The 21,194-nt window shown below is 29.8% G+C and carries 19 protein-coding genes; 4 read left to right on the forward strand and 15 right to left on the reverse strand.

The genetic code is table 11. The annotated features are described in order from the left end of the window. Positions 1-25: 25 nt before the first annotated feature. From ACFQZW_RS10015 to ACFQZW_RS10060, 10 genes are all read right to left on the reverse strand, one after another. Positions 26-697 (reverse strand): DUF2461 domain-containing protein, encoded by a 672-nt coding sequence (locus ACFQZW_RS10015; RefSeq protein ID WP_386783059.1) that lies wholly within the window; start codon positions 695-697, stop codon positions 26-28. Between the two features lie 80 nt (positions 698-777). After that, complete coding sequence (hisIE, locus tag ACFQZW_RS10020) at positions 778-1,377, reverse strand: bifunctional phosphoribosyl-AMP cyclohydrolase/phosphoribosyl-ATP diphosphatase HisIE (protein WP_386782761.1); 600 nt, start codon at positions 1,375-1,377, stop codon at positions 778-780. Continuing rightward, positions 1,374-2,129: an imidazole glycerol phosphate synthase subunit HisF gene (hisF, locus tag ACFQZW_RS10025; protein ID WP_298263083.1), complete on the reverse strand. Its 756-nt coding sequence runs from the start codon at positions 2,127-2,129 to the stop codon at positions 1,374-1,376. Before hisF ends, hisIE begins: the two co-directional genes overlap by 4 nt. A 1-nt stretch (position 2,130) precedes the next feature. Then, positions 2,131-2,856, reverse strand: coding sequence for a 1-(5-phosphoribosyl)-5-[(5-phosphoribosylamino)methylideneamino]imidazole-4-carboxamide isomerase (gene hisA, locus ACFQZW_RS10030; protein ID WP_386782764.1), 726 nt, complete (start codon positions 2,854-2,856; stop codon positions 2,131-2,133). Further along, entirely contained in the window at positions 2,834-3,439 is a 606-nt protein-coding gene (hisH, locus tag ACFQZW_RS10035) for an imidazole glycerol phosphate synthase subunit HisH (RefSeq protein WP_298263085.1), read from the reverse strand. The genes hisA and hisH overlap by 23 nt, the downstream gene beginning before the upstream one ends. Then, a complete protein-coding gene (gene hisB / locus ACFQZW_RS10040; RefSeq protein WP_372802680.1) occupies positions 3,439-4,575 on the reverse strand; it encodes a bifunctional histidinol-phosphatase/imidazoleglycerol-phosphate dehydratase HisB in 1,137 nt (378 codons plus the stop codon). The genes hisH and hisB overlap by 1 nt, the downstream gene beginning before the upstream one ends. A gap of 1 nt (position 4,576) precedes the next feature. Continuing rightward, entirely contained in the window at positions 4,577-5,617 is a 1,041-nt protein-coding gene (gene hisC, locus ACFQZW_RS10045) for a histidinol-phosphate transaminase (protein WP_386782767.1), read from the reverse strand. Continuing rightward, positions 5,617-6,900: a histidinol dehydrogenase gene (gene hisD, locus ACFQZW_RS10050; RefSeq protein ID WP_386782769.1), complete on the reverse strand. Its 1,284-nt coding sequence runs from the start codon at positions 6,898-6,900 to the stop codon at positions 5,617-5,619. Before hisD ends, hisC begins: the two co-directional genes overlap by 1 nt. 24 nt (positions 6,901-6,924) lie before the next feature. After that, a complete protein-coding gene (hisG, locus tag ACFQZW_RS10055) occupies positions 6,925-7,782 on the reverse strand; it encodes an ATP phosphoribosyltransferase (RefSeq protein ID WP_386782772.1) in 858 nt (285 codons plus the stop codon). Positions 7,783-8,004: 222 nt separating this feature from the next. Beyond that, positions 8,005-9,051 carry an NAD-dependent epimerase/dehydratase family protein gene (locus tag ACFQZW_RS10060; RefSeq protein WP_298286400.1) on the reverse strand — a complete coding sequence of 349 codons (1,047 nt, stop codon included), beginning with the start codon at positions 9,049-9,051 and terminating at the stop codon, positions 8,005-8,007. A 139-nt stretch (positions 9,052-9,190) separates the two neighbouring features. Here ACFQZW_RS10060 and ftcD point away from each other — a divergent pair, with 139 nt between their 5' ends. Continuing rightward, complete coding sequence (gene ftcD, locus ACFQZW_RS10065) at positions 9,191-10,882, forward strand: glutamate formimidoyltransferase (protein ID WP_386782775.1); 1,692 nt, start codon at positions 9,191-9,193, stop codon at positions 10,880-10,882. A gap of 61 nt (positions 10,883-10,943) precedes the next feature. Here ftcD and ACFQZW_RS10070 read toward each other — a convergent pair whose 3' ends face one another. Together ACFQZW_RS10070 and ACFQZW_RS10075 are read right to left on the reverse strand one after the other, a co-directional pair. Next, entirely contained in the window at positions 10,944-12,143 is a 1,200-nt protein-coding gene (locus ACFQZW_RS10070) for a C40 family peptidase (protein ID WP_386782777.1), read from the reverse strand. A gap of 12 nt (positions 12,144-12,155) precedes the next feature. Then, positions 12,156-14,783 (reverse strand): valine--tRNA ligase, encoded by a 2,628-nt coding sequence (locus ACFQZW_RS10075; RefSeq protein WP_386782780.1) that lies wholly within the window; start codon positions 14,781-14,783, stop codon positions 12,156-12,158. A 111-nt stretch (positions 14,784-14,894) separates the two neighbouring features. On the opposite strand from ACFQZW_RS10075, the gene ACFQZW_RS10080 reads away from it, so the two are divergent. Next, complete coding sequence (locus ACFQZW_RS10080) at positions 14,895-15,341, forward strand: DUF1573 domain-containing protein (RefSeq protein WP_298286413.1); 447 nt, start codon at positions 14,895-14,897, stop codon at positions 15,339-15,341. Positions 15,342-15,386: 45 nt separating this feature from the next. Here ACFQZW_RS10080 and ACFQZW_RS10085 read toward each other — a convergent pair whose 3' ends face one another. Further along, positions 15,387-16,733: a PDZ domain-containing protein gene (locus ACFQZW_RS10085; protein WP_298263095.1), complete on the reverse strand. Its 1,347-nt coding sequence runs from the start codon at positions 16,731-16,733 to the stop codon at positions 15,387-15,389. Positions 16,734-16,891: 158 nt separating this feature from the next. Here ACFQZW_RS10085 and ACFQZW_RS10090 point away from each other — a divergent pair, with 158 nt between their 5' ends. Then, the gene (locus ACFQZW_RS10090) at positions 16,892-18,085 is read left to right on the forward strand and encodes a pyridoxal phosphate-dependent aminotransferase (RefSeq protein ID WP_386782783.1); all 1,194 of its coding nucleotides are present in this window, start codon (positions 16,892-16,894) and stop codon (positions 18,083-18,085) included. Continuing rightward, positions 18,086-19,087 (forward strand): UDP-N-acetylmuramate dehydrogenase, encoded by a 1,002-nt coding sequence (gene murB, locus ACFQZW_RS10095; RefSeq protein WP_298286422.1) that lies wholly within the window; start codon positions 18,086-18,088, stop codon positions 19,085-19,087. Here the strand turns inward: murB and ACFQZW_RS10100 are convergent. Together ACFQZW_RS10100 and ACFQZW_RS10105 are read right to left on the reverse strand one after the other, a co-directional pair. After that, positions 19,084-20,049, reverse strand: a complete 966-nt coding sequence (locus ACFQZW_RS10100; protein ID WP_386782786.1) for a type I phosphomannose isomerase catalytic subunit — start codon at positions 20,047-20,049, stop codon at positions 19,084-19,086. The genes murB and ACFQZW_RS10100 overlap by 4 nt on opposite strands. Continuing rightward, positions 20,049-21,185, reverse strand: coding sequence for a cysteine desulfurase family protein (locus tag ACFQZW_RS10105; protein ID WP_386782788.1), 1,137 nt, complete (start codon positions 21,183-21,185; stop codon positions 20,049-20,051). Before ACFQZW_RS10105 ends, ACFQZW_RS10100 begins: the two co-directional genes overlap by 1 nt. Positions 21,186-21,194 lie beyond the last annotated feature (9 nt).

Below are 21,194 nucleotides of genomic sequence, written 5' to 3' on the forward strand. Positions count from 1 at the left end.
AGCAACTCAAAATAAGTCGCTTGTTTTATTCTATAATTGAAACCCCATTTAAATCAGTAGTTAAAATTTCACTCATATAATTGAAGTAAGGACGCATGGCTTTATAAGATTGATCTATTTCCTCTAAAAAATTTGAAGCAAGTACTTCTTCATCAGAAAAATTTCTAACCACAATAAATTGTTTCATCCGAATTAAATCTAAATCTGGATGACTTTTATCAAAACCACGAGGTGCTGTTTTTAAAGAGTCTCCTTGTAATTTTCCAAAAAAGTTTCTAAAATTTTTATCATTCATAATTTCTCGAATCTCTTGGCTATCCATTTCAAATTCCTTTCTAATTCGTAATAAATCCTCTTTATTGGGTTGCCAAAAGCCACCAGCCAAAAAACTCTCTCCTGGTCTAATTCTTAAATAATATCCGCCTCTTAATTTTTTTGTTGCTCTTGAAAAAGAACCCGCAAAATGAGGTTTGTAAGGAGTTTTATCTTTCGAAAAACGAACATCTCTATAAACACGATACATTTTAAGCTGTTCAATATCATCATGGGTTTTTAATTGTTCCATAATGCTATTGTAAAACTGCTTTACTTTGTTTTGTTCAATTTGAAATTTGGGTTTATGCTCATTAAACCAATCTCTATTATTATTTTCTTTAAGCTTACTTAAAAATTCTAATGTTGATTTAGAAATAGTCATCATTTAATTTGAATTTAAAGTTCAATATACAAAAAAATTAAATTAAGCACAGCTCATTTCAATTACTTTATAAATGTATTTTAAGTATGTCTTCCTTCTAATATTTTTGAAATATCAGCAAGTTCATAGCCTTTAGCTTGCAGTAAAATTAAGTAATGAAATAATAAATCTGCTCCTTCATTTAAAAATAATTCATCGTTAGAATCTTTAGCTTCAATCACAATTTCCACAGCTTCTTCACCAACTTTTTGGGCAATTTTATTAATACCTTTTTCAAATAATAAGGCTACATAACTTTTATTAGAATCAGCTATTTCTCTTCTGTTTTTAATCACTTTTTCTAAGGTAGTCAAAAAACCAAATGTTGGTTTATTTTCTTCATTCCAACAAGTATCTGAACCTGTATGACACGCAGGTCCCTCTGGATTTACTTTAATTAAAAGAGTGTCTTTATCACAATCATTTTTTATTGAAACAAGTTTTAAAAAATTCCCACTTTCTTCTCCTTTAGTCCAAAGTCTATTTTTTGTTCTACTAAAAAAAGTAACCTTTTTTGTTTCAAGTGTTTTTAAATAAGCTTCTTCATTCATATAGCCTAACATCAAAACATTTTTTGTAGTTACATCTTGAATAATTACTGGCACTAAACCGTTGTTATTTTTATTAAAATTTATAGTCATAACCTTATGGGTATATTATTTTTTTTTAATTCTTTTTTTAAATTATTAATCTCTATTTCTTTGAAGTGAAAAACACTTGCTGCCAATGCAGCATCAGCTTTGCCTTTTAAAAAAACATCGGTAAAATGTTGAATTTTTCCGGCACCACCAGATGCAATTATAGGAATATTAACCAATTCACTTAAATAAGCTAGAGCCTCATTTGCAAAACCATTTTTTGTACCATCGTGATCCATTGAAGTGAATAAAATTTCACCAGCTCCCAACTGTTCTACCTTTTTTACCCAATCAAATAATTTAATTTCTGTTGGAACTTTCCCTCCTACTAAATGAACCATCCATTCTCCATCAATTTGTTTAGCATCAATAGCCACTACAATACATTGACTTCCAAATTTTGAAGCCAAATCACTAATTAATTGTGGGTTTTTAACCGCCGAAGAGTTTATAGATACCTTATCTGCTCCCGAATTTAATAGTAATTCAACATCTTCAACAGAAGAAATTCCACCTCCAACAGTAAATGGTATATTGACTTTTTCAGCTACCTTTAAAACTAAATCAATTAAGGTTTTTCGCTTTTGTTCTGTAGCAGTGATATCTAAAAAAACTAACTCATCAGCGCCTTTTTTTGCGTAAATTTCGGCTAGTTCTACTGGATCACCAGCATCACGCAAATCGACAAAATTAATTCCTTTAACAGTTCTTCCGTTTTTAATATCTAAACACGGTACAATTCTTTTTGTTAACATCTTAGTTATTTAAAATGAATTTTTCAAGTTGTTTCATACTTATTTTTTGTTCATAAATTGCTTTTCCAATAATGGTTCCTTCACAACCCATTTCGGCTAATTTAGGTAACTCATCATAGGCTGAAATCCCTCCTGAAGCAATCAATTTAATGTTCGTGGTTGAGTTTAATATTTTTTGATACAAATCAAATGAAGGCCCTTGTAACATGCCATCTTTTGAAATATCTGTACAAATAACATAACTAACACCATCCTTTTCATAATTTTGAATGAATGGAACAAGGCTTTCCTCACTCTCCTCTAACCAACCACTTATTGCTACTTTTTCGTTGATAGCATCGGCCCCTAATATTATTTTTTTGGAGCCAAACTTTTGCAACCAATTTTTAAAAGTGTCTGGTTTTTTAACTGCAATACTACCTCCTGTAATTTGAGTTGCACCAGATTCGAAAGCAATTTTTAAATCTTCATCAGATTTTAGACCTCCTCCAAAATCAATAGACAATTGAGTTTTAGATGCAATATTATCCAATACTTTATAGTTAACAATATGACTTGCTTTTGCCCCATCCAAATCAACCAAGTGCAAGTGCTTAACCCCATAATCTTGAAACATTTTAGCTACTTCTAATGGGTTTTCATTGTATATTTTTTGTGTGGAAAAATCGCCTTTTGAAAGGCGAACACATTTTCCATTTATAATATCAATTGCGGGTATAATTCTCATGTGATAATTCTAAAAAATTCTTTATTATTTTTTCTCCTGAAATACTACTCTTCTCTGGATGAAATTGCACACCATAAAAATTGTCTTTTTGCAATGCTGAGGCATATTCTATTCCATATTCTGTAGTTGCTATGGCATTTTTATTTAAAGGAACATAATAGCTATGTACTAAATACATATACTCGTTTTCTTTAATTCCTTTGAATAAATTAGTTGATAAATTTTTAATTTGATTCCATCCTATTTGAGGTACTTTCAGTTTTTTATCAAATTTTACAACTTCAGCATTAAAAATACCTAAACCACTTGTACTACCTTCTTCACTATAGTTGCACATTAATTGCATTCCTAAACAAATACCTAAAACAGGTTGAGTTAACTTAGGAATTATAGTGTTTAAACCAGTAGCTTTTAATTTTCTCATTGCACTACTTGCTTCACCAACTCCAGGAAAAATAACTTTATCTGCTTGCTCTATTTCTGAAATATTATCAGATAATATAGCGTCAAAACCTAGACGTTGTATTGCAAACTTGATAGACTGGATATTACCTGCTCCATAATTAATAATTACTATTTTCATTATAACATTCCTTTAGTTGAAGGTAAAATCATTTTTTCAGAATCTCTTTTTACAGCAGCTTTAATTGCTTTTGCAAATGCTTTAAAAATACCTTCAATTTTATGATGTTCATTTACTCCTTCAGCTTTAATATTTAAGTTACATTTTGCACCATCTGTAAATGATTTAAACAAATGATAAAACATTTCTGTTGGCATTTTACCAATCATTTCACGTTTAAATTCTGCATCCCATACCAACCAATTTCTTCCTCCAAAATCTATAGCTACTTGCGCTAGGCAATCGTCCATAGGCAAACAAAAACCATAGCGTTCAATTCCTAATTTATTGCCTAATGCCTTTGAAAATACTTCACCTAAAGCTATCATGGTATCTTCAATAGTATGGTGTTCATCTACTACTAAATCGCCATCAACTTTTATTGTTAAATCCATATTTCCGTGACGCGCAATTTGATCTAACATATGGTCAAAAAAAGCAATTCCAGTTGAAATATCACTTTTACCTGTACCATCAATATTTAGTCTGATGTGTATTTTAGTTTCGTTAGTGTTTCGTGTTAATTCAGCTGTTCTATTCTTTAATTTTAAAAACTCATAAATTTTTTCCCAATCGTTACTCTCTAAGGCAATTACTTTATCTAATTCGCTTCTTTTAACTGTAGTTTCTCCAGTACCTAAATTGGTATTATCATTGATAAAAATTCCTTTTGCACCTAAATTTTTAGCCAACTCTATATCAGTTAACCTATCTCCAATTACAAATGAATTTTCTAAATCATATGCTTCAGAAAAATATTGAGTTAATAATCCTGTCTCTGGTTTTCGAGTAGGTGCATTTTCGTGAGGAAAGGTTCTATCTAAAAAAACATTACTGAAGATAATGCCTTCATTTTCAAAAGATTTTAAAATAAAATTATGAACTGGCCAAAAAGTTTCTTCAGGAAAAGAATCTGTTCCTAAACCATCTTGATTGGTTATCATCACCAATTCAAAATCCAATTCTTTCGCAATTTTTCCTAAAAATGTAAATACCTTTGGGTAAAAGATCATTTTTTCAAACGCATCAATCTGTTCATCAACGGTTTCTTTAATTATAGTTCCATCACGATCTATAAAAAGTACTTTTTTCTTCATTTTAAATAGTTTTTAATGCATTTATAAGTTTTGTATTTTCTTGTTCATTCCCTACCGTTAAACGTAATGTGTTTTCACATAAAGGTTGAGAGGTTCTATTTCTAACAACCACTCCTTGTTGAAGTAATTGATGATATATTTTTGTTGCATCAGGAACTTTTACCAATACAAAATTAGCATCTGTTGGGTATATTTTTTCAATAAACGAAATGGTTTTAAGAGCGTTTATTAAAAACATTCTTTGATTTAAAATAGTGGTTATTTGATTTTTAATTTCCAAAGGTTTTACCAATCTATCTATCGCTCTTTGTTGGGTCAATTCATTTATATTATACGGTGGTTTTATTTTATTTAAAATTGAAATAATTTCAGAAGAAGCATAACAAATTCCTAATCGAATACCAGCCATACCATAAGCTTTTGATAATGTTTGAGTAATTACCAAGTTTGGAAATTCGCTTAACCTTTGTAACCAGCTTTTTTGAGATGAAAAATCAATATAAGCTTCATCTATAACTACTATTCCTTTAAATGAATTTAACAGCTTCTCAACCTCTTTAGCTGTAAAAGAATTACCTGTTGGATTGTTTGGAGAACATAAAAATAATAGTTTAGAGTTTTTATTAGCAGAAGCTAAAATGGCATTTACATTGGGTTGAAAATTTTCAGTTAAAAGCACTTCTTTATTTTCTACATTATTAATCTCAGCCAATACTTTATACATTCCATAAGTTGGTGGTAGCGTTAATATATTATCTTCTTTAGGCTCACAAAAAGCTCTAAATAATAAATCCAATACCTCATCACTTCCATTGCCTAATAAAAGTTGATGTATTGAAACCCCTTTTAATTTTGCCAACTCCATTTTTACTAAAATTTGTTGTGGGTCTGGATAACGATTTACTCCATTTTCAAACGGATTTTCATTGGCATCTAAAAACACCATTTCTTTAGAAAAGTCTTTAAATTCATCACGTGCCGAAGAATATGGACTCACTTTTTTAATGTTAGCTCTAGTTATATTGTCAATACTAAAATTCATTATTTTAAATTATTTAAACGTAAAGTCACTGCATTTTTGTGAGCATCCAAACCCTCTGCCTCTGCCATAATTTCAATAGTTTTTCCTATATTTTGAATACCTTCTTTTGAAATTTTCTGAAATGAAATAGCTTTTAAAAAAGAATCTAAATTTACACCAGAATAAGCTTTGGTATGCCCATTTGTAGGTAACGTATGATTGGTTCCTGAAGCGTAATCACCTGCGCTTTCAGGAGTATAATTCCCTATAAAAACAGAACCAGCATTTTCAATTCCATCTATATAAAAATCATTCGTATTAGTACAAACAATAAAGTGTTCTGGACCGTATTCATTTATGAGTTCTAAAGCCACTTCTTTAGTTTCTACAAAAATTAGTTTTGAATTTTCAATTGCTTTTTCTGCAATAGCTTTTCGCGACAAACTATTCAGTTGTTTTACTAATTCTAATTCAACACTTTCCAGTATTTTTTTAGAAGTTGTTACCAAAATAACTTGACTATCGGTTCCATGTTCTGCCTGACTCAATAAATCTGAAGCAACAAAACTAGCATTTGCACTATCATCGGCAACTACTAGCAATTCACTTGGTCCTGCTGGCATATCAATTGCAACTCCAAACTTTGTTGCTAATTGCTTTGCCACCGTTACATATTGGTTACCTGGTCCAAAAATTTTAAATACTTTTGGAATACTTTCAGTCCCAAAGGCGAGTCCAGCAATAGCTTGAATACCTCCTACTTTTAAAATAGTTGTAACACCACAAATTTTAGCAGCATAAATAATTGCAGGATTGATTTCCCCTTTTTTATTAGGAGGAGAACATAAAATTATTTCTTTACAACCCGCTATTTTGGCAGGAATTGCTAGCATTAATACTGAAGAAAATAATGGAGCGGTTCCTCCTGGTATGTATAAGCCAACTTTTTGAATAGGTCTTTTTTCTTGCCAACAAAAAACTCCACTTGCAGTTTCAATTTTATAAGTCTTGGTTTTTTGGGAACTGTGAAACTTAGAAATATTATTTTTTGCAACTTGTATAGCTTCTTTAAGTTCCTTTGAAATTAAATTTTCAGCCTGCAAAATTTCTTCGTCAGTAACTTTGATGTCTGTTAACTCTACACCATCAAATATAGAGGTATATCGCTTAATCCCATCATCACCGTTTCTTTTTACATCATCAAAAATTGAAGAAACGGTTGTTTCAACAACTTCAAAAGTTTTTGTGGGTCTTTGTAAAAGGGAAGACCAATTTTCTTTTGGTGGATTTATATTTGTGTTCATTTTAAAACTTATTATTAATTAAAATTATAGTACCATTTTTTCAATTGGAACCACTAAAAGTCCTTCAGCTCCATTAGTTTTTAATTCATCTATGACTTCCCAAAATGAATTTTTTTCAATTACTGTATGAATTGAGCTCCATCCTTCTTCTGCCAAAGGTAAAACCGTAGGACTTCTCATTCCTGGCAGTAGTTTAATAATACTTGGTATTTTTTCATTGGGTGCATTCATTAAAATATATTTAGATTTTCTAGCTTTTAAAACCGCTTGAATTCTAAATTGAAGTTTGTTCAATATTTCTTGATTTTGGTTGGAAATACTTGGAGAAACAGCCAACACTGCTTCGCTTGTTAATATTTGTTCAACTTCTTTTAAATTATTTTTAAATAAGGTACTTCCACTGGAAACAATATCACAAATTGCATCAGCCAAACCAATATTAGGAGCTATTTCAACAGAACCATTAATGATATGTATGTCTGGTTTGACATTGAATCTTTTAAAATAGTTTAAAACGGTATTGGGATATGAAGTTGCTATACGAGCTTCATTTAAATCTTGAATATTAGTATAAGATACATCTTTAGGCACTGCAATAGAAACCCTGCATTTTGAAAACCCTAATTTTTCGGCAACAGTAATATCTGTACCCTTTTCAACTAAAACATTTTCTCCAATAATAGCAATATCTACTACACCATCTCTTAAATATTGAGGAATATCACCATTTCTCAAATAGAAAACCTCTAAAGGAAAGTTACTTGCTGAAGCTTTTAATTGATCTTTTCCATTATCAATTGAAATACCACAATCTTTTAATAGTTTAAGTGAATCTTCGTTTAATCTTCCTGATTTTTGAACTGCGATTTTTATTTTATTCATTTTTTAATTTCATAAGTTTCAGTAAATCAAAAAGGAATAAAAACAAAAAACCCGTTTGATTTACTCAAACGGGTTTTTAAATATATTTTTAACTTTATTCAATACATTTTCAGCTCGCTTGAGTGCCAGTATGAAAATGATGATGATGTAGTTGAATAAATGTCATATTTTTTATTTTACTTGGCAAATATATAAAAATGATTTAATAAACAACCAAAAACTTTATGAATTAAGTTCTAAATATTTTTTTACAAAATTCTTAACCCCATCTTCTAGCTTAGTCTGAGGCTTAAAATTGATGTAGTTAAATAAACTTTCAACATTGGCATAGGTAGATTGTACATCTCCAGGTTGCATAGGTTTAAAAACAACTTTCCCCTTTTTCCCTAACGCTTTTTCAATTGCTTTAATAAAATCCATTAAAGCAACTGGACTGTTGTTTCCAATGTTAAAAATTTGATATGGTTTTGAACTTTTTGATGGTACAGGTTTTTTTGGATTAAACTTAAGGTTATTTTCTTTTGGTGCTAAAGGCAGCAATCTTTTAATACTTTCAACAATATCACCAACATAAGTAAAATCCCTACTCATATCACCATTATTAAACACTTCAAATTCTTTATCTGCAACTATTGCTTTGGTAAAAATATGCAGTGCCATATCTGGTCTTCCCCAAGGTCCATAAACCGTAAAAAACCTTAATCCAGTTGAAGGAATGTTATACAAATTAGCATATGAATGTGCCATCATTTCATTGGCTTTTTTACTTGCTGCATACATTGCTAAAGGATGATCGGTACAATGATCTTCATGAAAAGGAATTTCTTCACTTAAACCATATACAGAACTTGATGAAGCAAATATTAAATGTTCTACAGGAAATGCTCTACAGCATTCTAAAATATTTAAAAATCCGGTAATATTACTATCTACATATGAATGTGGATTTTTTAATGAATAACGTACACCTGCTTGTGCTGCTAAATTTACCACATAATCAAAACTTTGAGCTTTAAATAACTTTTTTAAATTATCTAAATCTGTTAAATCTAATTTTATAAATGAATTTAAACCTACCGATAGTAATTTGTTATATTCAATTTCAGAAGTTTTAAAACCTAAATCAGTTAATCTGGCTAGTTTTAAATTAACATCATAATAGTCATTAATATTATCCATTCCAACCACTTCGTAATTGTTTTTCAACAATAATTTGGCTAAATGGTGACCAATAAAACCGGCCATTCCTGTAATCAATACTTTTTTCATAAGTTCTTTTGATTTTTTTAGGTCTTGCACAAAAATAAAACTAATTGCTAAAACAACTTAAACATGTAACATTTATTTTAAAAGATTGATTTAATTTGAAAATAACTGATTAAATTTGACTCATTAAATTTTGAATAAAATGAACAAACAATTAATAGAATGTGTTCCTAATATTAGTGAAGGACGAGATATCACAAAAATTAATGCAATTGCCAACGTAGTTGAAACTGTTGAAGGAGTTAAGTTATTAGATGTTGACCCTGGAAAGGCCACCAATAGAACAGTAATTACTTTTGTAGGTGAGCCAGAAAATGTAATTGAAGCAGCTTTTAGGCTCATTAAAAAAGCTTCTGAATTAATTGATATGAATAAACATAGTGGAGAGCATCCTAGATTTGGTGCTACAGATGTTTGTCCGTTAGTTCCAATTTCTAATATAAGTCTTGAGGAAGCTGCTAAATATGCTCATAAATTAGGAGAACGTGTTGGGAATGAATTGGGAATACCTGGTTATTTTTATGAAAATGCAGCCAAGGAAGAAAAAAGAAAAAATTTAGCTAACTGTCGTTCCGGAGAATACGAAGGTTTAAAAGAAAAACTCGTAAAACCAGAATGGAAACCAGATTTTGGTCCTGCAGAATTTAATACCTCTGTAGCAAAAAGTGGTGCTACCGCAATTTCTGCACGTGATTTTTTAATTGCTTACAATATCAATTTAAACACTACTTCAACTAGAAGAGCTAATGCCATTGCATTTGACATTCGTGAAGCTGGAAGAATTTTACGTGAAGGAAACCCATCTACAGGGAAAAAAGTGTTGGATGCCAATGGTGAACCTGTTAGAATTCCTGGAAAATTAAAAGCTGTTAAAGGAATTGGATGGTATATTGAAGAATATGGTATTGCCCAAATTTCATACAATTTAACCAATATTAGTATTACTTCTATGCACGTTGCTTTTGACGAAACCGTAAAAGCAGCAACAGAAAGAGGTTTACGTGTAACTGGCTCTGAATTAATAGGTTTAATACCTCTTAAGGCAATGTTAGATGCTGGAGATTATTTTTTACGTAAACAACAAAGATCTCTTGGTATTTCTGAAGAAGAAAAAATTAAAATAGCTGTAAAATCTCTTGGATTAGATGACTTAAAACCTTTTAATCCTAAAGAGAAAATTATTGAATATTTATTAGAAGATGATACCAAAAAGTTAGTAGACCTTACCGTAACTGGTTTTGCTGAAGAAACCGCTGGAGAATCTATGGCTCCAGGAGGAGGATCTATTTCTGCTTATGTAGGTGCTTTAGGAGTTTCATTAGGAACTATGGTTGCTAATTTATCTTCTCATAAAGCTGGTTGGGACGATAAATGGGAATTTTATTCAGATTGGGCGGTAAAAGGACAAGCATATAAAAACAAACTACTATTTTTAGTTGATGAAGACACCAATGCGTTTAATAAAATTATTGATGGATTTAGAATGCCAAAATCTACTAATGAAGAAATTGAAGCTAGAAAACAAGCTATTGAAACTGCAACAAAATATGCAACTGAAATTCCTTTTGAAGTGATGCAAACCGCCTACAATTCAATGGAAGTGATGAAAACTATGGTTAAAGAAGGAATGCAAAGTTCTATTTCAGATGCTGGTGTGGGAATATTGTGTGCTAAAACTGCTGTAACTGGAGCATATTTTAATGTACGCATCAATGCAAAAGATATTAAAGATCGTAATTTTGCAGATGCTATTATTTCTAAAGCCAAAGACATTTATAAGAAAACTTGTGCTATTGAAAAAGAGATTATGGACTATATTGATTCTAAAATGTAAGAACTTTCACTATAAAAAAGGGAGCAAATTAATTTGCTCCCTTTTTTATGTGTTTAACTTGCTATAGTTTAATAGATTCATTGACTAATTTTAAATCAATAATTAAAGAATCTTGTACACCTAAATAACGTTTACTTCCTAAATACCTCTCTTCTAAACTTTGCTCATAATTTTCTGAAGTTCTATTCATCGAATTCAATTTAACCCTTTGCGACTCATGAATAAATTCCATTTTATCATTTCCTAACCAAATTCCAACATGAGTAACTCTTTGTTTTTTTGTAGCAGTAGCCTTAGTTCCAAAAAACATTAGATCTCCTTTTTTTAATCCTTCAAACTTAAGGTTTTCATCTACTGTTTTACCTGCTAAAATTTGCTGAGAAGCATCTCTTGGAATCACAAACCCATTCATTAAATAGATAGTTTTCACAAAACCACTACAATCTAATCCTTTTGAAGATGTTCCTCCCCATAAATATGGAGTTCCTAACAAGCTTCTTGCATAATTTTCTATCAATTCTGCAGAAGGTTCTAATGCCTGAATCCAATCTACATACATTTTAGATGCGTCTTTTTCCACAAATCCAACTCTTTTATCTGGAAATTCAACTTTATAAGAGTTTTGCAATTCATCAAGCACTTTTAATTGAGCTCCTAAAACCACATCAGACAGTACAATACTAAAGTCTTTATCTTGAAAAATAGTCCCTACTGTGTTGGTAAATATTATTTTTTTTGCTGTTTTCCAATTTGAATATTCTTGTTCATCCATAAGTGTTAATCCACCATGGTCAACCCAACCAATATAACTATCAGGTGTTTGAATTAAATAAAAATCGCCTTTAGCTTTTAAAACATTCAATTCTGTTCCAAGAATACTTTGAGTTACTAACTCTGCAGAGTGCTTAGAGTTTGACCTAATATTGGCAACAGAATTATTGATAACTCCAAATTTTAAATTCCCCACCGAACTATTAGGTAAAATAGTAACTTCATTTTTAAAATCAATAGTTTCATTTGACAGTTTTTTTAGTAAAATATTTAAAACTGAAGGTTGGTTTGTTTCACCACTTAAAATCAACGTATTATTTGCATTCTCAATTGCAACCTCATAAATTGCTACTCTTTTATCTGGCACATGTTTTTGTCTAATGCTATCATTAAAATTACTGATGTTTATTAGTGAATTATTTGAAGTAGTACACGAAAAGAATATGATTACTACTAAAATAAATGCTGCAATTGTAGATGGTATTTTCATAATGATTAGAGTTTATAAGCTTTTTAAACTTGCCTTTATAGTTTCAATTTTTGCTAATGCATCGGTTTCTTTTTGACGCTCGTTTTTAATAACTTGTTCTGGAGCATTAGTTACAAATCGCTCGTTACTTAATTTTTTTTGAACCGACTTTAAAAACCCTTCAGTATACTTTAACTCTTCTTCTAACTTGCTTTTTTCGGCATCTATATCAATATCAGATCCCATAGGTATAAAGTACTCATTTGATTTTACTCTAAAACTTAAAGCGCCATCTACTTTTTCAGTAACATAATTTATCTTAGAAAGGTTTCCTAATTTTTCAATAACGGCATCAAATTCATTGGTAATATTATCATTATTTAACACTGAAAACTCCAACTGATTTTTAAATGCAATGTTTTTATCTTTTCTAATGGTTCTAATTCCTGAAATAACTTCTGAAGCTATTTTAAATTCATTAATTAATTTTTCATTTACCACAATGGTTTTTGGGTATTCAGCAATAATTAATGCTTCTTCAGAAGTTCTATTTGTTATATGTTGCCAAATTTCTTCTGTTAAAAATGGCATAAATGGGTGTAGTACTTTTAAATTATCTTCTAAAAATGAGATGACACTTTGTAAAGTATTAATATCAATTGGTTGTTGATATGCTGGTTTTACCATTTCTAAAAACCAAGAAGAAAAATCATCCCAAATTAATTTGTAAATACTCATTAACGCTTCACTAATTCGGTATTGCTCAAAAGAACTCTCTATCTCTTTTAAAGTTTGCTGAAATTTTGCTTGATACCATTCAATTGCAATTTTAGCTGCTTTAGGTTGTTCCAATGTTTCTGATACTTCCCAACCTTTAATTAAACGAAAAGCATTCCATATTTTGTTTGAAAAATTTCTTCCTTGTGCGCATAATTCTTCATCAAATAATAAATCGTTTCCAGCAGCTGAGCACAATAACATTCCAACTCGAACACCGTCAGCTCCATATTTTTCCATTAATTCAATTGGATCAGGGGAATTTCCTAATGATTTAGACATTTTTCTACGTTGTTTGTCACGTACAATTCCAGTAAAATAAACATTTGTAAATGGCTTTTCTTGTCTAAATTCATAACCTGCAAAAATCATACGTGCCACCCAAAAGAAAATAATATCAGGTCCCGTAACTAAATCGTTTGTTGGGTAGTAATAATTTATTTCTTTATTATCAGGAAAACGAATGCCGTCAAATACAGATATTGGCCATAGCCAAGATGAAAACCAAGTATCTAAAGCATCTGGGTCTTGTTGTAAATCATTTTCCGAAAGCTCTTTTCCTAATTTTTTTGAAGCAATTTTTACAGCTTCCTTTATGGATTCAGCTACCACAAAATCATTCTCTCCATCACCATAAAAATATGCTGGAATTTGATGTCCCCACCATAATTGACGAGAGATATTCCAATCTCTAATATTTTCTAACCAGTGACGGTAGGTATTGTTATAATGTTTAGGAAAAAAATGAATTTCTTCATCTTCTAAAACCGCTTTTAAAGCTGGCTTTACAATAGTATCCATTTTTAAAAACCATTGTGCAGATATTTTAGGTTCTATAACTTCTTTTGTTCGTTCAGAAGTACCTACTTTGTGAAGATGTTTTTCAATTTTCACTAAACAACCCAATTTTTCAAGTTCTTTAGTAATTTCTTTACGAACCACAAATCTATCTTTTCCTTCATAATGCAGTCCGAAAGAATTTAGTGTAGCATCGTCATTAAATATATCTATTACTTCTAAATGATGCTTTTCTCCTAACACTTTATCATTTTGATCATGAGCTGGAGTAACTTTTAAACAACCTGTTCCAAATTCAACATCAACATATTCATCTTCAATAATTGGAATTATTCTGTTAGCAATAGGAACAATTGCTTTTTTTCCTTTTAGATGTTTAAACCGTTCATCATTAGGATTGATACAAATTGCAGAATCACCTAAAATTGTTTCAGGACGTGTAGTTGCAATAGTTAAGTGCTCATCACTTCCTTCAATTTTATAGTTTACATAATATAGATTTCCTTGTTTTTCTTCAAAAATAACTTCTTCATCAGATAAGGTTGTTTTAGCAGATGGATCCCAATTAACCATTCTGTAACCTCTGTAAATTAAACCTTTGTTATATAAGTCTATAAATACTTTGGTTACGGCTTCATTTAAATCATCATCCATCGTAAATTTAGTACGCTCCCAATCACAAGATGCACCTAATTTTTTAAGTTGCTCTAAAATTATTCCCCCATGTTTATCTGTCCAATCCCAAGCATGTTTTAAAAATTCATCTCTAGTTAAGTCTGATTTTTTAATTCCTTCTTGTTTCAGTTTATCAACTACTTTAGCTTCTGTAGCAATAGAGGCATGGTCTGTACCAGGTACCCAACAAGCATTAAACCCTTTAAGCCTAGCTCTTCTAATTAAAACATCTTGAATGGTATTATTCAACATATGCCCCATATGCAATACTCCAGTAACATTTGGAGGTGGAATTACAATTGTATAGGGTTCTTTTTCATTTGGTACAGAATGAAAATAATTATGTTTCATCCAGTAATCATACCATTTATTCTCAACTTCTTGTGGATTGTATTTTGTAGCTAAACTCATTTTGGTCTAATTTTTGTAAACTAATTTGCAAATGTACAATTATAAGGGTAAACATAAAATATTTTGAAAGCTTAAAAAAATAACTAACTTTACACTTTAAACTTAAAAATTATGAAAAAAATAATAACTATTTTATTTATTGGATTGTTAACAATTTCAATGAGTGCACAAGAAAAGCAAACTGAAAAAACACAAGATCCAAATGCGCCTATGTTTGAGTTTGAAACTGAGGTTATTGATTATGGTAAAATTGAATTAAATGCTGACGGTGTTCGTGTTTTTAAATTTAAGAATATTGGTAAATCTCCATTGGTAATTACTAAAATTGATTCAAGTTGTGGTTGTACGGTGCCAAAAAAACCTACAGATCCAATTATGCCAGGAGAAACTGGTGAAATTGAAGTTAAATATGCAACAAACAGACCTGGCGGTTTTTCTAAAATGATTACGTTGCATTCTAATGCAAGCGAGCCTGTTAAGAGATTGCGTATTAAAGGAATTGTTATAAAACCAGAATCTTCAATGGTAAAACAAAAATCTACGGTTTCATCTAAGTAATAACAACGTATTGTAGTATAAAAAAGCGTTCAATTGAACGCTTTTTTATTTTAACATATTTTTTAATCTGAAACTAAATTCATAATGTTGAGCATTACGTTCAACAACCAAATTTATTTTTTTATTTTCTTTCTCATAAAATTTATGAACAATTTCTTCTAATTTCATTTCATGAGCATATTTCCCATTGACTTTTACTATGATATCATCTTTTAATAATCCTGCGTAAAAAGCCGGTGATTCATTTTGAACTTTAAATATTTTATAAGAAGGTTTAAAAGCATATTTATATTTATAGTCCAAAATAACTGTATTATTTCTACTGCTTCCATTATTTTCAGAAAATGAAAAACTCGCATTATCTCTTTGTTTTACAAGTACTTTCCCATTATAAACTAACTCAATCCCGCTCATGTTATAATTAAATGGATTTTTAAATGAACTATTTCTTTTTAAAATAATTTTTTGTTTTTTATAATCAAAAGTAACATTAAATCTTTTTAAAACACTTGCTCCCATACTTCCATTCCTTTCTTCAAATTTACGTGCAAAAGATATTGATATGGAATCTGGATATGAAACTGTAGGCTCTTTTAACTCATGCTTACCAATCATTAAAGCATTAATTTTAGCTCTTTTCCCATGAACAGTACCACTTAGCCCCTCACCCAAAAAATCAACAAAAAACTTTTTTGGAGGTAAAATATCAGGATGACTATTTTCAAATAACCACATTGCATCACTTCCACCAGAATCAATTAATAATTTAACTGGAGTTATTTTATTTGGTGATGTTGGTAATTTAACCCCAACATTTATATAAGGTTTTAATTTATAAAATTCTAAATTTAATATTTCGCACTTTTTACAGTTTTTATACTCATATGCGTCAGAATCATAAAAAGTTATACGTTTTGAATTATAATTAATATCTACTACAAAGTCTTTTAATAATTCAAAACCAATAATCCCATGTACTGTAACACCTAATTTTGAGGATAAATCAAAGCTATCATCAAAAATCACGTAAAGACTTTGGTTTATACCACTTATCTTATTAATATTAAAAATATTGCCTTTTGACAAAATAGCATCAACAGGTTCTTCACTACCGAGTCCTTGTAATTTAATTTTCTTTAAATTATGTAATGGAATGGAGTCTTTATCATTTAAATTAAATAATATGGTTGACCCAACTCCAGAATCTAAAATAAAATTCAATTTTTTACCATTAACTTCTATTGGAATTACAATTAAATTATTTAATAGTTTAAACGATAATGTTTGCTTTTTTGAGTTGTTTTTAAAATCAAATTTACTTTGAGCAGTACTTGTAAACAAACTACCAAATAGCAAAATTAAAATGGTAATATTTTTAAAACATTTAAGCAATATGGGATGAATTTATATTTTTAGTTAAACTACAAAAACACTAAAGTAATACCTAACTTTTATGAAAACTTTAACCTTTAACAATTTACACTAAATGTTCCTTATTTTAAAATATATTTTGCAATTTTGTGATATAATTTTTTAATCAAAACTTACCAATGCCAACCATATCAAATAAAGGAAAAAATATGCCTGAGTCACCAATTAGAAAATTGGTTCCTTATGCAGAAAATGCTAAAAAAAGAGGAATTGAAGTATTTCACTTAAATATTGGCCAACCAGATATTAAAACACCTGATGTTGCATTAAAAGCTATCAAAAACAATACCGTTGAAGTTCTTGCATACAGTAGGTCAGAAGGATCTGAAGAATACAGAACAAAAATTGCCAATTACTATGCAAAAAACAACATTCAGGTTACTGCTAATGAAATAATAGTTACTACTGGAGGTTCGGAAGCTCTATTATTTGCTATGGGTAGTATTACAGATCCGGGTGATGAAATTATAATTCCAGAACCTTTTTATGCAAATTATAATGGATTTTCAACTGCTTCTGGTGTAAATGTTGTACCCGTAATTTCCAAAATTGAAAATAATTTTGCATTGCCTCCTATTTCTGAATTTGAAAAATTAATTACTCCTAAAACGAAAGCTATTTTAATTTGCAACCCAGGAAATCCTACAGGATATTTATATTCAAGAGAAGAAATTGAAAAATTAGCTGAAATAGTAAAAAAACACGATTTATTTTTAATTGCAGATGAAGTATATAGAGAATTTGTTTACGACAATGTACAACATCAATCTGTACTAAATAATTTTGGACTGGAAAATCATGCTATTATTATAGATTCTGTATCAAAACGTTACAGTATGTGTGGTGCTCGTATAGGTTGTTTAGTTTCTAAAAATAAAGACGTTATAAATACTGCTATGAAATTTGCACAAGCACGTTTAAGCCCTCCAACATTTGCACAAATTGCAAGTGAAGCAGCTTTAGAAACTCCTCAATCGTATTTTGATGAAGTTATAGCTGAATATAAAGATAGAAGAGACACCTTAATTAAAGAATTGTCTAAAATTAACGGTGTTAAAGTTGCTGAACCTAAAGGTGCTTTTTATTGTGTTGTTGAATTACCTGTTGATGATGCCGATAAGTTTGCTCAATGGATGTTGGAAAATTTTAATCTAAACAATCAAACAGTTATGGTGGCTCCTGCTGCTGGATTTTATTCTACTAAAGGAATTGGAACAAATCAAGTTAGAATTGCCTATGTATTAAAAAAAGAAGATTTAATTAACTCCGTAGCAATTTTAAAAGCTGCCATTGAAAAATACAACGCCAATTAATTGACAATTCAACAAAACATATCTTTAAAAAAATACAATACGTTTGGCATTAATGTGTATGCCAAACGTTTTGTTGAAATAACTTCAATAGAAGAGTTAAAAAAAATTATTACACAAGAAACTGATCTCTTTTTATTGGGTGGAGGAAGTAATATGTTATTAACTTCAGATATTGAAAAACTGGTAGTTCACTTAAATTTAAAAGGAATTATTGTTAATGATACTAAAAGTGATGTTGTTTTTGTTACTGCTGAAGCTGGTGAAAACTGGCACAATTTTGTAACTTGGTGTATTTCTCAAAATTATGGTGGTTTAGAAAATTTGTCTTTAATTCCCGGAAATGTTGGCACGTCTCCAATTCAAAATATTGGAGCTTATGGTGTTGAAATTAAAGACACGTTTCATCAATTAGAAGCTTTGGAAATTGCCACTGGAAAAATAGCAGTTTTTACAAATAAAGACTGTGAATTTGGTTATAGAAATTCTGTTTTTAAAAATAAATACAAAGGGAAATTTATTATTACTAATGTTACTTTTAAATTAACTAAAAAAAATCATAACATAAATATTAGTTACGGAGCTATTAAAGATTACCTTCAAAATATTAAGAAACCAACACTTAAAAATATTTCAGAAGCTGTTATTTCAATTAGACAAAGTAAACTTCCTGATCCAAAAGAAATTGGTAATAGTGGAAGTTTTTTTAAAAACCCTGTAGTTGCTTTAAACGATTTTCAAATTTTAAAAACTAGCTATCCAAAAATTCCACATTATGTAGTTTCTGAAAATGAAATAAAAATTCCAGCTGGTTGGTTGATTGAACAATGTGGTTTTAAAGGTAAACGCTTTGGTGAAACTGGTGTTCATAAAAAACAAGCGCTTGTTTTGGTTAATTATGGAAATGCTACTGGAAAAGAAATTTATGAATTGGCAAAAAAAATACAGCAAACTGTTTTAAATAAGTTTGCCGTATCTCTTGAAATTGAAGTTAACGTTATTTAAACAGTTACTTCTAACAATTTACATTCACCTTCCACTAAAACATTTTTTACAGAAGCTGGAATTAAAATAGTTTCTCCAAAATTGATGGTTTCTGTATTTCCACAAATTGATATATTCGCATTTCCTTCAACACACATAAAAATCACAAATGAATCAGTTGTGGTGTATTCTAATTCTAAATCACCTTCAACTGGAATATAATTTGTTTTAAAATACTCACATTTTACTACTTCATTTAAATTGTTCTTTTTTGAAGTATAGTTTCTTTTAGTATCAATATTGTTGCTAAAATTTAATGCATCAACTGCCAATTCTGTATGTAATTCACGTTCATTTCCTTGATCATCAACTCTATCAAAATCATAAATTCGATAGGTAATATCTGAAGTTTGTTGAATTTCAGCTAAAACAATACCGGCGCCTATTGCATGTACCGTACCCGTTTCAATAAAAAATGCGTCACCTTTTTTAACAGGCACATCATTTAAAACTGACATAATTTTTTTTTCTTCTAACAACTTTACATACTCTTCAGATGTAATTGTTTTATTAAATCCTAAAATTAATCTAGCTCCTTCATCCGCTTGCATAATATACCACATTTCTGTTTTTCCAAATGAGTTATGTCTAGCTTTAGATAATTCATCATTTGGATGCACTTGTACAGATAAATCTTGTTTGGCATCAATAAATTTGATTAACAAAGGAAATTTAGTTCCAAAATTGAGAAAATTATTCTTTCCTAATAATTCAGCTTGGTAAGTTTCAAGCAAATTTTTTAATGATGTTCCTTTTAAACTTCCATTTGCAACAATAGAAACATCTCCTTCCACATCAGAAAGTTCCCAACTTTCACCAATATTATTTAAAGTTGATGGTTTATTTAATTTTGTTACAAGTTTATCGCCTCCCCAAATTTTGTCTTTTAAAATTGGTAGAAATTTTATTGGATAATTAAGCATTATTTTAGTATTTCTTTTAAATTTTTAATTACGTAATCTATTTCCTCTTTGGTATTTAATTTACTAAATGAAAAACGAACAGACGTTTTTAAAGCATCATTTTTTGAAAGAATGGTATGAAGCACATGAGATCCTTTATGGCTTCCACTTTGACAAGCACTACCACCAGAAACTGCAATTCCCTTCATATCTAAATTAAAAAGCAGCATTGCATATTCTTTAGGAAAACGTACGTTAAGTATGATATAACTACTTTTAAATTCATCCTCAGACACTCCATTAAATTCTATTCCTTGAAAATTACTTTTAAGCTCTTTAACAAAATAATTCTTTAAGTTTTGTATGTAAATTACTTCTTTGTCTAAATTAGTATAAGCAATTTGCAGTGCCTTTTCCATTCCTAAAATACTATGCACATTTTCGGTTCCTGCTCTAGCTCCTCGCTCCTGTTCTCCTCCATGCAAAATTGGAAAAATACCATACCCTTTTTTAATGTATGCAAACCCAACACCTTTTGGCCCATGAAATTTGTGGGCACTTGCCACAAAAAAATCTATCGGTGTTTTTTGGATATCTATTTTAAAATGACCAACACCTTGAACCGTATCTGAATGAAAAAGAGCTTTGTTTTGTAGGCATAAATCTGAAACCAGCTTTAAGTTTAATATATTCCCAATTTCATTATTAATATACATTAAACTCACCATTTTTTTTGAAGTATCTTCTTGAAGCAATTCTTTTAAATGAGTATAATTTATTTCTCCTTTTTCATTTAAATCAACCCATTTTACCACAATATCAAACTCTTTAACTAAGTTTTCAATAGTATGTAAAACTGCATGGTGCTCAATTTTTGATGAAATAATTGTAGTAACCCCTAAATTTACTACGGCATTTCTTAAAATAAGATTATCGGCTTCACTACCGCCTGCCGTAAAAACTATTTCATTTGCCGATGCATTAAAATATTTAGCAATATTTTTTCTAGCAGTTTCAACTAAGGCTCTTGCTTTTCTTCCTATTTGATGTGTGGAAGAAGGGTTACCATAAACAGTAGCCATTGTAGTAGAAATAGTATCAATTATTTCGGGTAATATTGGCGTTGTTGCTGCGTTATCTAAATAAATATTTTTCATCAATTGCAA

The sequence above is a fragment of the Lutibacter aestuarii genome (assembly GCF_042676885.1).
Classification (GTDB): Bacteria; Bacteroidota; Bacteroidia; order Flavobacteriales; family Flavobacteriaceae; genus Lutibacter; species Lutibacter aestuarii.

Coding starts and splice junctions, on each gene's coding strand:
- ACFQZW_RS10015 (WP_386783059.1), bottom strand. CDS start 697: ATGACTATTTCTAAATCAACATTAGAATTTTTAAGTAAGCTTAAAGAA.
- hisIE (WP_386782761.1), bottom strand. CDS start 1,377: ATGACTATAAATTTTAATAAAAATAACAACGGTTTAGTGCCAGTAATT.
- hisF (WP_298263083.1), bottom strand. CDS start 2,129: ATGTTAACAAAAAGAATTGTACCGTGTTTAGATATTAAAAACGGAAGA.
- hisA (WP_386782764.1), bottom strand. CDS start 2,856: ATGAGAATTATACCCGCAATTGATATTATAAATGGAAAATGTGTTCGC.
- hisH (WP_298263085.1), bottom strand. CDS start 3,439: ATGAAAATAGTAATTATTAATTATGGAGCAGGTAATATCCAGTCTATC.
- hisB (WP_372802680.1), bottom strand. CDS start 4,575: ATGAAGAAAAAAGTACTTTTTATAGATCGTGATGGAACTATAATTAAA.
- hisC (WP_386782767.1), bottom strand. CDS start 5,617: ATGAATTTTAGTATTGACAATATAACTAGAGCTAACATTAAAAAAGTG.
- hisD (WP_386782769.1), bottom strand. CDS start 6,900: ATGAACACAAATATAAATCCACCAAAAGAAAATTGGTCTTCCCTTTTA.
- hisG (WP_386782772.1), bottom strand. CDS start 7,782: ATGAATAAAATAAAAATCGCAGTTCAAAAATCAGGAAGATTAAACGAA.
- ACFQZW_RS10060 (WP_298286400.1), bottom strand. CDS start 9,051: ATGAAAAAAGTATTGATTACAGGAATGGCCGGTTTTATTGGTCACCAT.
- ftcD (WP_386782775.1), top strand. CDS start 9,191: ATGAACAAACAATTAATAGAATGTGTTCCTAATATTAGTGAAGGACGA.
- ACFQZW_RS10070 (WP_386782777.1), bottom strand. CDS start 12,143: ATGAAAATACCATCTACAATTGCAGCATTTATTTTAGTAGTAATCATA.
- ACFQZW_RS10075 (WP_386782780.1), bottom strand. CDS start 14,783: ATGAGTTTAGCTACAAAATACAATCCACAAGAAGTTGAGAATAAATGG.
- ACFQZW_RS10080 (WP_298286413.1), top strand. CDS start 14,895: ATGAAAAAAATAATAACTATTTTATTTATTGGATTGTTAACAATTTCA.
- ACFQZW_RS10090 (WP_386782783.1), top strand. CDS start 16,892: ATGCCAACCATATCAAATAAAGGAAAAAATATGCCTGAGTCACCAATT.
- ACFQZW_RS10100 (WP_386782786.1), bottom strand. CDS start 20,049: ATGCTTAATTATCCAATAAAATTTCTACCAATTTTAAAAGACAAAATT.
- ACFQZW_RS10105 (WP_386782788.1), bottom strand. CDS start 21,185: ATGAAAAATATTTATTTAGATAACGCAGCAACAACGCCAATATTACCC.